The sequence below is a fragment of the Providencia sp. SP181 genome (assembly GCF_050446505.1).
Taxonomy (GTDB): Bacteria; Pseudomonadota; Gammaproteobacteria; order Enterobacterales; family Enterobacteriaceae; genus Providencia; species Providencia vermicola.
Window position 1 is genome coordinate 167,770 of the sequence record NZ_JBBPXM010000003.1, and the last position, 12,618, is coordinate 180,387.

General features: G+C 38.3%; 13 protein-coding genes. 10 read left to right on the forward strand and 3 right to left on the reverse strand.

The features are described 5' to 3' along the window. Window positions 1-57 precede the first annotated feature (57 nt). The 10 genes from AABS66_RS06545 to AABS66_RS06590 all read left to right on the forward strand — a co-directional run bounded on the left by AABS66_RS06545 (window position 58) and on the right by AABS66_RS06590 (window position 9,898). Window positions 58-789: an SDR family oxidoreductase gene (locus AABS66_RS06545; RefSeq protein WP_206083333.1), complete on the forward strand. Its 732-nt coding sequence runs from the start codon at window positions 58-60 to the stop codon at window positions 787-789. Window positions 790-887: 98 nt separating this feature from the next. Then, window positions 888-2,588 carry a lysophospholipid acyltransferase family protein gene (locus AABS66_RS06550; RefSeq protein ID WP_349415602.1) on the forward strand — a complete coding sequence of 567 codons (1,701 nt, stop codon included), beginning with the start codon at window positions 888-890 and terminating at the stop codon, window positions 2,586-2,588. 676 nt (window positions 2,589-3,264) lie between these two features. After that, entirely contained in the window at window positions 3,265-3,522 is a 258-nt protein-coding gene (locus AABS66_RS06555) for a helix-turn-helix domain-containing protein (protein ID WP_272681500.1), read from the forward strand. Window positions 3,523-3,596: 74 nt separating this feature from the next. Further along, window positions 3,597-4,115: a fimbrial protein gene (locus tag AABS66_RS06560; protein WP_206083335.1), complete on the forward strand. Its 519-nt coding sequence runs from the start codon at window positions 3,597-3,599 to the stop codon at window positions 4,113-4,115. A gap of 68 nt (window positions 4,116-4,183) precedes the next feature. Next, window positions 4,184-6,556 carry a PefC/AfrB family outer membrane usher protein gene (gene pefC / locus AABS66_RS06565; RefSeq protein WP_206083336.1) on the forward strand — a complete coding sequence of 791 codons (2,373 nt, stop codon included), beginning with the start codon at window positions 4,184-4,186 and terminating at the stop codon, window positions 6,554-6,556. Between the two features lie 4 nt (window positions 6,557-6,560). Next, the gene (locus AABS66_RS06570; protein ID WP_371007297.1) at window positions 6,561-7,220 is read left to right on the forward strand and encodes a fimbrial chaperone; all 660 of its coding nucleotides are present in this window, start codon (window positions 6,561-6,563) and stop codon (window positions 7,218-7,220) included. A gap of 10 nt (window positions 7,221-7,230) precedes the next feature. Beyond that, the gene (locus tag AABS66_RS06575; protein ID WP_206083337.1) at window positions 7,231-8,241 is read left to right on the forward strand and encodes a fimbrial protein; all 1,011 of its coding nucleotides are present in this window, start codon (window positions 7,231-7,233) and stop codon (window positions 8,239-8,241) included. Window positions 8,242-8,253: 12 nt separating this feature from the next. After that, window positions 8,254-8,787 (forward strand): spore coat protein U domain-containing protein, encoded by a 534-nt coding sequence (locus AABS66_RS06580; RefSeq protein WP_206083338.1) that lies wholly within the window; start codon window positions 8,254-8,256, stop codon window positions 8,785-8,787. A gap of 12 nt (window positions 8,788-8,799) precedes the next feature. Further along, window positions 8,800-9,348, forward strand: a complete 549-nt coding sequence (locus AABS66_RS06585) for a fimbrial protein (RefSeq protein ID WP_272539370.1) — start codon at window positions 8,800-8,802, stop codon at window positions 9,346-9,348. 13 nt (window positions 9,349-9,361) lie between these two features. Then, complete coding sequence (locus AABS66_RS06590) at window positions 9,362-9,898, forward strand: fimbrial protein (protein ID WP_206083339.1); 537 nt, start codon at window positions 9,362-9,364, stop codon at window positions 9,896-9,898. A 62-nt stretch (window positions 9,899-9,960) separates the two neighbouring features. Here the strand turns inward: AABS66_RS06590 and AABS66_RS06595 are convergent, their stop codons facing one another. The 3 genes from AABS66_RS06595 to AABS66_RS06605 all read right to left on the reverse strand — a co-directional run bounded on the left by AABS66_RS06595 (window position 9,961) and on the right by AABS66_RS06605 (window position 12,537). After that, window positions 9,961-10,785: a MetQ/NlpA family ABC transporter substrate-binding protein gene (locus AABS66_RS06595; RefSeq protein WP_430224710.1), complete on the reverse strand. Its 825-nt coding sequence runs from the start codon at window positions 10,783-10,785 to the stop codon at window positions 9,961-9,963. Between the two features lie 64 nt (window positions 10,786-10,849). Next, on the reverse strand, window positions 10,850-11,536 hold the full coding sequence (locus AABS66_RS06600; RefSeq protein WP_206083341.1) for a methionine ABC transporter permease: 687 nt from the start codon (window positions 11,534-11,536) through the stop codon (window positions 10,850-10,852). Window positions 11,537-11,538: 2 nt separating this feature from the next. Beyond that, window positions 11,539-12,537: a methionine ABC transporter ATP-binding protein gene (locus AABS66_RS06605; protein WP_272539366.1), complete on the reverse strand. Its 999-nt coding sequence runs from the start codon at window positions 12,535-12,537 to the stop codon at window positions 11,539-11,541. Window positions 12,538-12,618: the final 81 nt, after the last annotated feature.

The window sequence follows — 12,618 nt, forward strand, 5'->3', positions numbered from 1 at the left end:
GATGAAATATAGTCTGCTCATGGTTTTAGACATCAATTAAATTTATATGGACGCAATATGCAAAATGTAAAATCATTAGTGGTGATTACTGGCGCGAGCTCAGGTATTGGTCTTGCGACGGCAAAAATGTTATCCAATGAAGGTCATGCACTTTTATTACTGGCACGCCGTATTGAGCCAATGTTGGCATTAAATTTACCTAATACGTTATGTAAATCTATAGATGTTACGGATAGAACCGCATTTGTGAATGCCGTTAAAGAAGCAGAGGCGCAGTTTGGCCCAGTTGATGGCTTAGTCAATAACGCAGGTGTTATGCTTTTAGGTGACATGACTAATCAAGATCCAAATCAATGGGATATCATGGTGGAGGTGAATATTAAAGGCGTGTTGAATGGCATTCATGCAGTTGCGGATGGCATGGTTGCGCGTAAAAGTGGCACGATTATTAATATCAGTTCAGTTGCAGGGCGAAAAACCTTTCCAAACCATGTGGCGTATGTGGGCACTAAATTTGCTGTTCACGGTATTTCTGAAAATTTACGCGAAGAGCTTGCCCCGCATAATGTTCGTGTGATCACCATTGCACCGGGAGCGGTTGAAACAGAATTACTTAGCCATACCACAGATGAAGGGATTAAATCAGGTTACCAAGAGTGGAAAAAAGAGATGGGGGGACTTGTGTTGTCAGCAGAGGATGTTGCCAATACCATTCGTTTTGCTTATCAACAGCCACAATCGGTGTGTATCCGTGAGATCGTTCTAGCGGCAACTCGCCAGCAGGCGTAGTCTGTTCATTGTTTCATCACTTTGTCATAAAACTACCATCATGTTGTCATGCATCTGACTTAAGTTCGCAGTAACTCAGCTCGGATGGAGATAACATGATGTTTAGTGTCGATGCCTTACTCCACGATATATACCCACATCAAGCCCCACCTGCATGGAAACGCAGTGTATTAAAACGCCTCCTTTTCGAAAAAGAATTTAGCCAATTTGCCCAAGACTACCCCCATTTGAAAGGGTTGGATCTTATTGAACAAGTCATTGAGCATTTCAATATTCGCTGTGAATTAACGGATGGTGATTTGGAAAATATCCCCGCAGAAGGCCCTGTTGTTTTAGTGGCAAACCATCCAATAGGCTCGTTAGATGGGCTAGCATTATTACGAACCGTGGCAACCGTACGCCCTGATGTGAAAATTGTTGCAAACCAGTTTCTTAACTATATTGAACCACTAAAAAGCTTGTTTATTACCGTTGATAATATCAACAACCGAACCAATCGCCAGCAAGTGGAAGCAATGCAACAGCACTTGGATAACCGCGGGGCGCTAATTGTATTTCCAGCGGGGGAGGTTTCACGGCTCAGTAGTAAAGGCATTCGCGATAATCACTGGCGCACGGGTTTTTTACGCTTAGCCGCGAAAGCGCGCGCTGCGATTGTGCCAATGCATATTCAGGGGCGAAATAGCCATTTGTTTTATTTTGCATCATTGGTTTACAAGCCTTTGTCCACGTTGATGTTAGTCAGAGAAATGTTTCAGCAACGGGGTAAAAAACTCAAAATTCGTGTTGGGGGGCGTATTCCTTTTAGTCATTGGTATGATGGCCACACGAAAGCCCACGAATTGGCAGAACGCTTTCGCCGCCATGTCTATTTATTAGGAAAAGAAAAAGAAGGGCTGTTTAGCAGTGAAGCGGCAATTGCATTACCTGAAGACCGACTTGAGCTGAAAAAAGCATTGGCGGCTTGTGAGCGTTTGGGGACATCGCCAGATGGCAAAGCGATTTACCTTTATCAACGGCATCAAGAAGTTCGCTCGCCCATATTGCGTGAATTAGGGCGACTTCGTGAGATTTCGTTTCGTGCGGTAGGGGAAGGTTCAGGCAAGCGCCGTGATTTAGATAGCTATGATGACGATTATTATCACTTGGTGTTGTGGGATGACGATGAGCTCGATATCGTTGGCGCTTATCGTTTTATCCCCACTGAAAAGCAAATTGAAACCAAAGGGTTAGCGGGGATCTACAGTTCTAGCTTATTCCACTATGACGAAGGCATGCTTCCCATTCTTGCTCAAGGTATTGAATTAGGCCGTAGTTTTATTCAGCCGAAATATTGGGGAAAACGTGGGTTGGATTATTTGTGGTTAGGCATTGGGGCCTATTTAGCCAAATACCCCCAATACCGTTATCTATTTGGCCCTGTCTCCATTTCGGGGGCGATGCCTATCGCCGCGCGTGATTTATTGATCACTTTTTACCGCTTATATTTTTCTGCTGAACAGTCAATGGCACAATCCCACAAGCCCTATCCAGCCTCTTTACCGCAGGTGTTAGCGCAATTCACTGGTGATAATTACCAAGAAGACTTGGTAAAACTCAAAAGCTTATTAAATAACATCGGTTGTTCTATCCCGACACTTTATAAGCAGTACACTGAGCTATGTGAGCCTGGTGGCGTGCAATTTATGGATTTTGGTACAGACCCATCATTCAATGATTGTATCGATGGTTTGGTGTTGGTGGATTTAACCAAGCTAAAGCCAATACGTTATCAGCGATATGTTGGGGTGCACTTATAAATTTTGATTTCGGTACTGTTATTTTTTTGTAAATTGTAGTTTTTATTAGTGATTATCATTTAATAGAATGGTAATCACTAATAATATTCATTTTCGTGTAACAGCTTAATTTGTTTTCATTATGAAACAAATGCATCACTATTCCATTTTACTTATCTAAAATATACTCATTTAATAAGTTAATTTTTTTATTTTTACATTACCCATAAAATGGGTTATGAGTTTGGTATTCCTTTGATATTTAATTTTACATTGGAAAATATTGTCATTTTATCCTTGTTAATATGATTTAAATGCTATTTGGTTTTATTTTAATATTATTTCTCTCCCATGTTTCTATATAAAAATAAATGTAACTATATGTAATATTATATTTCATAATCAATTTAAAATATCAATTTATATGTTAAATTTTGTAATTAAAAAATTAAAAATATAACATTAAATATATTATCAAAAAATAAAGCAACCGTTTATTATCAGTTAGTTAATTGAGTTTTATTTATTTAGATGATCGGTATTTCCGATCAAATAATCTATTGTGATAGGTGGTAACTATCAATATTATATTATCGATCGGCACAAACGTTTTTACTCTAATATCATGTGCCAATATATTATGCGAAATCCTACTTATGTTGAATATTTGAATTTTATAATTAAATAGGGGGTAGGAATGAATGAATACTCTAGTTTTATAAGACCAAATATTTTTAATAAAAAAATTGGATGTTTTATTAGAAATAAAAGAAAACGCATGGACATAACCGGGAAGGATTTAGGTGTTATGTTGAATGTGAGTCAGCAGCAAGTATCCCGGTATGAGAATGGAATAACAAACATTACCGTTACAATGTTAAATGACATATTGAAAATACTAGATGTATCTTGGGAAGAATTTTTATCATTTAATGAGTTAAATGATAATTCTTAATGTTTAAGTTTTTATTTCGTAGTTTGATTATTAATTAAAAAATTAATATGCATACAAATATGGAGAGTTATTTAATGAAAAAATTATTATTACCATTAATGGTAAGTGGCGCGCTATTCAGTGGATATACCTTTGCTAATACCGGTGAAGTTCAGTTCATTGGCGCAGTGACATCAGAAACCTGTGATATCGATACAGAAGTGGGTGGGCTAGTTAAATCAACTATCGATCTAGGCCAAATGACCACTGCAGATAAAAATGGTGATTATGTTGAGTTTGATTTAGTCCCACGTACTGATGAATGCTTGAAAAAAACTAGCGGCCAAGTGGGTTGGCAGAGCGCAGGGTTTACTAACTCAGGCCTTGCAAACATGAAAGGGACTGCTAATGGCGTGTCAATCCAACTGACAGCAACCAACTCGACAACGCCTAACCAAGATGTCACGTATAACAGCCAAACCGTTGATTTTGGCAATGGTACTGATGCTATTGGAAACATGAAATTCAAAGCAAGAATGTTAGCGACGACAGGTCAAACTGTGACTGAAGGTACAGTGATTTCAAGCGCAACATATGCCGTAGCATATAAGTAATTAATATTAATAAATAAAAAGGGTCTTTGACCCTTATTTTAACTTACAAATAGCTATGGATAATATCAATGCGTTTAAAACCGATTAATGCTTTTATGTTATCCCTGTTAGTAAGTCCATTTTACGCAGATGCAAATTTAAATATGGACTTCTTACATGGAGGAGTTCAACCGCAAGCTGCAAGCGTTTTTGATGAAAGTGTTAAATACCCTGCAGGTCATTATATTGTTGAAGTCATTTTTAATCGTCGTTCTATTAATCGAAAAGAACTCATTATTTTACCAGAGGATAAAGAGGTTTTATGCTTAAACTCAGACTGGATATCAGAGTTATCATTACCGATTAACCTGACTTTGCTTGCAAATAATTTTGACGCGGCGAGAAACTGCTACAAGATTAGCCAGTACCCAGGCGCCGAAGTTTTGTTTGATAACGCAAAGCAGACTTTGTCTTTTAGTGTACCTCAAATTGCTTTGGATGAGACTAAAAATCAGCAAGAATGGGATTATGGCATTCCAGGCATTAAGGTGAATTATTCAGGATATATATCAAAAACGTCTTCTGAAAAAACTCAAGTTTATGGTGATTTTGATTTATATTCTAACATTGGCCGATGGGTGGCCTATGTCCGTAGTAGTTACCTTAATGATTCAGGAACTGAAACGTCTGAAGCCACTATATCTACTGCAATTAAGCCAATACAAGGCAGTTTTATTGTCGGTAAGACGTTAACATCTTTATCTATTTTACCTAATTTTGTTTTTTATGGTTTGTCTTTACGCTCTGAAAGAGATATGCGTCCTTGGGAAATGCGAGGCTATGCTCCTATTATTTCTGGCGTTGTTAATTCGAATGCGAAAATTACCATATCGCAAAATGGGTATATTTTAAGCTCACAAGTGGTTCCTGCGGGTGCCTATCAGTTAAAAGATATATCACCAGTGAGTAATGGTGATATTACGGTGACAGTTGAAGAAAATAACGGAACAAAAACAGTTCGTTATTACCCTGTTGCAACGCTTCCATCTTTACTGCGTGCCAATGAAATTAATTATAACGTCGCAGTAGGAGAAAGAGAGGTTACGGGAAAGCGAGAAAACCGTTTGTTTTTTCTTGGTGCATTCGATTATGGACTCACTCACTTTACCTTTCATACCGCAGGTATTTTGCATAATGATTATAAAAGTGCAGGATTAGGTGCGAGTAAAGACTTAGGGCAATTTGGTGCGATCTCATTTAATTTAAATACAGCCGTGAGTACGTTTCAAAAGCAAACTCCAACTATGTCAGAATCTCGGCAATCTGGGATTAGTTATATGCTTAAATACGCTAACTCATTGTCTAATAATACGAATTTACAGTTATTAGCTTACCGTTATACAGGTAAGGACTATGTTGATTTTAATGAGTTTAATTCAAATGCGTTATATCATCGAAGTAATCGCAAAGAACGTTATGAAACTATCTTATCGCAGAATTTTGATAATAGTTTTGTCAGTGTTTCAGGTTGGGTTCAAACATATCGTAGCCAAATACATAATGAAGTCGGTGCGAATATTACCTACAACACAACTTTGAAAGGTGTGGATTTATCTGTATCGGCAGATTACCAAAAGTTAAATGATTATGACCGTGATAACTATGTTTTATCTGTTGGTGTGAATATTCCATTTAGTTTATTTGATAAGAATCATTATTGGACAAACTCGGTGAATTATGACCGTAGAAATAAATCGAGTTTTAACTCAGGTGTTGCAGGTAATATTAATGAAAAAATCAACTATAGCGTAAATACAAATAAAGACCGCGAAAGTTGGTCTAATTCTGCTTATTTCGGGGTTAATCAAGATATTGTTAATACGGGGTTCGCAATTTCGAAAAATGAGAATAAAACAACAGGCTCAATAAATGCATCAGGAAGCTTACTTGCAACCCAGCAAACGGGATTATTGTTGAGTAATGTTCGGCGCGATACGGTCGCCATTGCGAATATTAGCAATATTAAAAATATTACCTTTAATGACTCACCCCCTACGGATAGAAATGGTAATACGGTCATTGGGGTATCACCTTACGTTGAAAATAATTTAAAAATCAATACAGAAGAAGTTCCTAATGACATAGAGTTGCTGGATTCAGTACAGGGGTTTGTGCCAACTGATAAGGCGATTATTTATCGTGAGTTTAAATTCTCAACGATTTATAGATATATATTAAGGCTGAAAAAATCAGACGGTCAATTTGTTTCAGCGGGTAGTTCGGCAAGAACAGAAAGTAATGAATATGTCGGGTTTGTTTCTAATGGTGGAGTGTTACTTTTAAACTTACTTAACAAACCGAAAAAGATTTTTATTTCTTCCTCAGATAATGAGGTATGTACATTAAATTTGGAAAATATAGAATCAAATGAAAATAAAATTATGGAAGTCGAATGTAATTAATAAAATGGCATCGCATTTTATTATATTGATATCGTTGTTTACCTGCGCAAATGCTTATTCTGCATTTACTTTGAATGGGACTCGGTTTATCTATGATGAGGGGCGTAAAAATATTGCTATTGAAGTAAAAAATAATAGCGATAAAACCTATGGCGGTCAGGTTTGGGTTGATAATTTAAGTGGCAATGATGTTTTTTTTATACCTGCACCTAATTTATTTAAAATTGCGGGTGAAGAAAAACAGTTAATCCGCTTACTTTATGTGAATGATATTTTACCCAAAGATAAAGAGTCTTTGTTTTGGTTAAATGTTCAGGAAATCCCCCCTATTGCTTCTGCTGATGAAGGTAACGTCCTCGCTGTTGCTTTGAATACGCAAGTGAAACTGATTTATCGCCCCAAAGTACTCGCTGAGGCCCGTGAAGATGCAGAGAAAAACCTCACGTATTCAGGATCTGTGTTGAAAAACCCAACACCCTATTATTTTGCATTGACTCAGGTGTTTGTGAATGGTCGTCCATTGGCTTTATCAAAAGAAATTGAGCAATCAATGAGTTTATTTCCCCCTTTCAGTGAAGTGAATTTACAGCAATCGTTATCTGGGAAAGTCACGGTTGAGGCCATTGATGATTACGGGGCTAGGCGTGTTATTGAGCTTCGTTAAGGACATTAGCATGAATAAAAAGTCTTATTATTTCATCGCATTAATGATTTTGCTTTTTTCACTCGATGCCTCTGCGGCAAGGTGTCGAAGCTTATCGTTGAAATATAACTTTCCAGCGCAAATTGATGTTACGAACAAAAAAGTCGGTGACCAACTCTATTCTTTTGGGAACCCTGGGGCGCCAATTACGTTTGCAGGGCAATGTCTACGAGCATCAAGTGGAGCAGGCAATACAACAGGCAACTTTATTTATATCGTTGATAAATTTGGAGCCTCTCCTAATGACTGTTCTTATGGAACTGTAGATAAAAACTCGGCGGATGGTTATTTAAGATTTCGTTCAACTGGAAGTTGTGGAAATACGGTTTGGTTATTATTGGCGGATTATAAAACAAGTGGAACAGGCTATACCAACTTAGCTGGGCCAGGTGGCAGTACAGACTCAGGTGTTGTCTATTTACAAAAGAAGCCACCCCCAGGAAAAACAACCGTTAACCCGACATATATGTTAACCCGAAATTTTTATTCACGAATTGGTGAAAACAGCCGGACATTACAAAAAGAAACCGTGGCTTTTAGTGCACCAACATCGATGACACTGATAAACAATGCCTCCTGTGCAGTTTCTGTCAACGATGTGGCTTTTGGAGTGCAAACAGCGAGTTCAGTAAGAGCGAATTCGATTGCCGCTAAAACAATCAATATTGCATTTACCTGTAATGCAGTACTTCCTGCATATACTTTAAGTTTTTCAGGTAGAGACGGCGTAAACAACGCAACGACTGGCATTATTAATGTAAAAGGGAATAGTTCGGTTGGTTATCAATTTACGTGGGGAAATAACACTGTGAAGCCAGTTAATAGTGCGGTGGTGATCAATGGCACGGCAATTACCCCTAATTCAAAACCCACAACCAATAACTTTACGATCCCAGTGACGGTAAAGCCTGTTGCTTTATCAACACAGCCTATTCCTGGGTTAGCGAACACCGCATTAACGATTAATGTGAAATTAAATTAAAAGGAGTGAATCATGATAAAGAAAACGTTATTTATTTCTCTTGGCTTTCTATTTTCTGTTTCTGCTAACGCGACCAGTTTTGCCTCTAATGTGACTGGCGGTACCGTAACATCAAATTTAAGTATGACCGTAAAAGCATCTTGTAGTGCTAGTGTTGCTGATGTGGCTTTTGGTGACCAAGCGGCGGGGGATATCAAAAAGGGAACTGTGGCAGATAAAGTAATGACATTAACAGTGACCTGCGATACAACGCTCGCAAATTATACGTTAGCGTTTACGGCCGCTGATGGCGTGAAAGATGTGGCTAATGGAATAATGAATACAAAAGGAAATTCAACGGTTGGATATCAATTAAAATGGGGAAGTTCTACGGTTAAGCCAGTCGATACCGCATTAGCGATTAATGGCACTGTGATTACGCCAACCACTAAGCCCACTGCGGCAAGTTTCAGTGTGCCAATTAAAGTAAAGCCTATCGCATTGGGCGATGTTGTTTCTCCAGGGGCGGCAAATACGGCTTTGAATATTAAGCTGACATTTAATTAGTTAAGGGCAACTATGTTCAGGTCTATTTTGCTTGCTGGTTTCTTCATACTTAGTGCGCTACCAAGTTATGGTGAAGTGCCAAAGCAAACATCGATTGTTGGTGAAGCAATTCAATCGCAGTTTAGTATGAATGTGAGAATAGCGACTTGTTTACCTGCAACTGTAGATGATGTGAGTTTTGGATCTCTCGATGCTGCAACGATTTTATCGGGTGAAATTGAAGGGCATTCGATACTTTCATTAGATTGCTCAGGAACGATTAAGCCGCAGCGAATATCAATACGGTTTGAGCCAGCAAACCCCCATTTAACAATGGCTTCCTCGGGATATATTGGCTCAAAAAATACGACATTGGGTTACCTTGTTTCATGGGAAGATGACCAAGTCGGTACTGTTGGCTCGGGGGTTCCTATGGGGCAAGACCTCTTTTTTAAAAAAATAGGCGCGTCTTTGATGAAGATAAAAATCAAAGTAAAGCCTGTTGTACTACCGCTTGGAGGGCAGTCTATCAATTTAGGCAGTGGGAATACACATATTACAATTAAGATTAAATATATTTAATGTGGATAATAATATGAATAAAAAGATATCAGCTTCTTTAATTGCCACTATTCTGATTGGCTATTCACATTACGTTTTTTCTGATGAAGTGTTACCCGACACAATATTAAAGATTTCGCTCGATATCGTGAATATTACCTGCGACATTAATGATGGAAAGGGGTTTAACAAAATCGTTGATTTTAAAGTCATTAATGAAGGTGATTTATTGGCAGGAAAGCAACCTGCGGTAAAGACGCAGTTTATTGTTGATTGCCAGAAAAGTGGCTTTAAGCCCAGTCATATCGATATTAAGTTTCGCCCAGGTAGCCAAGGTGCCCTTAATAATGGGACGGGTGGTGAACTAAAAACAAACTTATCGGGTGTTGGTATTTATTTATCTTGGTTAGATGCCACCCCCATTGATTTATCAGGGACGAATACGCGATTTAGTGCGAATAACAATAATCAGTTTGATATTAGCTTTTATGCAAAACCTTATGCTCAGGCTCAGAGTATTGAAAAAGGAGTGATGAAGAGTAGTGTAATCATCGATATGCTTTATAAATAAGATTAAGTTGAATGAAGTTTAACTAAAATATTTCATTCAACTTAATCATTAGAGTAGGAAAATTAAGGAACTGGTACCGCCTCACCCTTATAATTATCTAAAATAAATTTCTTCGTTTCATTGCTTTTCAGTGCAGCCATCAGTTTCGTAATTCGCGGGTCATTTTGGTTATCCTCACGCGTCACTACCACATTGGCAAATTTACTGTTAGCTGCAGGTTCGCTATAAATGACGTCTTTCGTTAAATCTAAACCGGCATTAATCGCAAAATGGCTATCAATAGAGGCAACATCGGCCTCGCCATTTTTATAAATTTGCGGCATTAATGGTGCATCATAAGTAAATAAAAACTGTAAGTTACGTGGGTTTTCAACAATATCGTCAATGGTTGCATCATCAGGGTCAATATCACTGCGTAATTTAATTAAACCTTCGTCTTGGTACAATTTTAGAATATGACCGTGTTGGGAAATATTGTTGCTGCTCAGTACTTTTGCTCCATTGGGTAAGTCTTGCAGGCTCTTGTGTTTTTGCGAAAAAAAGCGGTATGGGTGCATATGCACTGCGCCAACAGACACGAGTTTCCAATCTGGGTGGTCTGCCAATGTTTTATTTAAATATGGAACATGCTGGAAAAAGTTCGCATCTAATTCTTTGTCAGCCAATGCTTGGTTCGGAATAATGTAATCATTAAATACACGGATATCTAAATTAATTCCGTCTTTTTCGAGCTGTGGTTTAACGAACTCTAATATTTCCGCATGGGGTGTTGAAGATGCTCCAATTGTTAATTTATTGCTTTTTTCTTGTTGGTCTGGCTGGCAAGCAGTTAGTGCTAAACTGGTAATTAATAATGCCCCAAAACGTGTTAATAATGATAATTTCATACTGTTATTCCTAATTAGCTGAGTGTAGATAAAATTAATAATTCGTTGACCTAGGTTGATGTTATTAACGTTTATCAATCCACCGAACTAGGGTGTCTCCTATCACTTGAATACATAAAACAATGGCTAAAATCACTAATGTAGCGACCCAAACGACATCCATATGGCTGCGTTGGAATCCTTCTAAATAGGCCAAATTTCCTAACCCGCCCGCACCAATTGCACCAGCAACCGCGGTGCCTCCCACTAATGAAATCAGCGTAACCGTTAAGCCTGAAATCAAGGCAGGGGAAGACTCGGGTATCAATACATTAAAAATCAAGGTGTGCAGTTTTGCTCCCATAGACTGGCTAGCTTCAATAACCCCTTTATCGACCTCACGTAAGGCAATTTCCACTAACCTTGCATAGAAAGCACTCGCTGAAATCACTAAGGCAGGAAGTGCCGCGTTAACCCCTAAAATAGTGCCAACGATCCATTTGGTTACAGGGAATAATAAAATGATTAAAATAATAAACGGCACAGCACGGAAGATATTCACAATAAAAGAAAGCACACGGTAAACCGCAATATTTTCTTTTTTACCCTCTTGTGCGGTTAAAAATAAAAAAGTACCAATTAAAATTCCCAACATGCCCGATAACGCACCAGAGACCAATGTCATATATAACGTATTGAGGGTTTCAATGCCCAAAACATGCAATTTTAAATAGGGTAAATAGCCACTAACCCAATGCTGTATATCATCCATGACTAAATCACCTCAACAACGATATTTCTTTTATTTTTAAGATACTCAATGGCATCCGTTAATTTTTCAGTTTCAGGTAGAAATTGAAGATATAAAAAGCCAGTACCTTGGTTAAACGCCCCTTTAATCAATTTAATCGGCTCATTAAATTGAGAAATTAAGTCATACAGCAAATAATGGCTCTGTTTTTCTTCATCTAAAACGACACGAATAATCGGGCCATCAGCCAATATTGCCTTTAAGTCTTCTGGGGTATCTGTCGCAACCTCACTTTGTGATAAAAACTGCCGTGTAATTGTATGTTGCGGGTCATGAAATACTTGGCTAACGAGCCCTTCCTCAACAATACGGCCTTTATCAATGACAGCCACTTTATTGCAGATACTCTTGACGACCTGCATTTCGTGGGTAATTAGCACGATGGTGATATTCAGCTCGCGGTTAATACGTGCCAATAATTGCAGAATAGTTTGTGTGGTTTTTGGGTCTAGCGCAGACGTTGCTTCATCACACAATAAAACATCAGGGTTGTTGGCAAGGGCGCGTGCGATACCAACCCGTTGTTTTTGCCCTCCACTCAGCATGGATGGGTATTCATCAGCCTTATCGGTTAGCTCAACTAATGCCATTAATTCATCAACACGGGCTTTACGTTTCTTTTTATCGAACCCTGAAATTTGCAATGGAAATTCAATGTTCTCTCGCACTGTCCGTGACCACAGTAAATTAAAGTGCTGAAAAATCATGCCTATGGATTGGCGTATTTTTAAAACTGCTTTCTCATCGCTGTGGGTAATATTATGTTGCCCAACAATTATTTCACCGCTAGTAGTCTCTTCTAACCGATTTAGCAAGCGAATGAGGCTACTTTTGCCTGCACCGCTATAACCGATGATGCCAAAAATATCCCCAGCCGCAATATTGAGGTTGATGTTATCAACCGCTACGGTCTGTTTTTTATTACGGCTGTAGATCTTGCTGACATTCTTGAGTGTTATCACGCTGATCCCCTTGGATGAATTGGTTATATCATAGATCCAAAAATGGATATCTAGACGTCTATACCGCTAAAATAATCAGGA

Excerpts from the sequence above, each read along its gene's own strand:
- AABS66_RS06545 (WP_206083333.1), top strand. The coding sequence starts at position 58 with ATGCAAAATGTAAAATCATTAGTGGTGATTACTGGCGCGAGCTCAGGT.
- AABS66_RS06550 (WP_349415602.1), top strand. The coding sequence starts at position 888 with ATGTTTAGTGTCGATGCCTTACTCCACGATATATACCCACATCAAGCC.
- AABS66_RS06555 (WP_272681500.1), top strand. The coding sequence starts at position 3,265 with ATGAATGAATACTCTAGTTTTATAAGACCAAATATTTTTAATAAAAAA.
- AABS66_RS06560 (WP_206083335.1), top strand. The coding sequence starts at position 3,597 with ATGAAAAAATTATTATTACCATTAATGGTAAGTGGCGCGCTATTCAGT.
- pefC (WP_206083336.1), top strand. The coding sequence starts at position 4,184 with ATGCGTTTAAAACCGATTAATGCTTTTATGTTATCCCTGTTAGTAAGT.
- AABS66_RS06570 (WP_371007297.1), top strand. The coding sequence starts at position 6,561 with ATGGCATCGCATTTTATTATATTGATATCGTTGTTTACCTGCGCAAAT.
- AABS66_RS06575 (WP_206083337.1), top strand. The coding sequence starts at position 7,231 with ATGAATAAAAAGTCTTATTATTTCATCGCATTAATGATTTTGCTTTTT.
- AABS66_RS06580 (WP_206083338.1), top strand. The coding sequence starts at position 8,254 with ATGATAAAGAAAACGTTATTTATTTCTCTTGGCTTTCTATTTTCTGTT.
- AABS66_RS06585 (WP_272539370.1), top strand. The coding sequence starts at position 8,800 with ATGTTCAGGTCTATTTTGCTTGCTGGTTTCTTCATACTTAGTGCGCTA.
- AABS66_RS06590 (WP_206083339.1), top strand. The coding sequence starts at position 9,362 with ATGAATAAAAAGATATCAGCTTCTTTAATTGCCACTATTCTGATTGGC.
- AABS66_RS06595 (WP_430224710.1), bottom strand. The coding sequence starts at position 10,785 with ATGAAATTATCATTATTAACACGTTTTGGGGCATTATTAATTACCAGT.
- AABS66_RS06600 (WP_206083341.1), bottom strand. The coding sequence starts at position 11,536 with ATGGATGATATACAGCATTGGGTTAGTGGCTATTTACCCTATTTAAAA.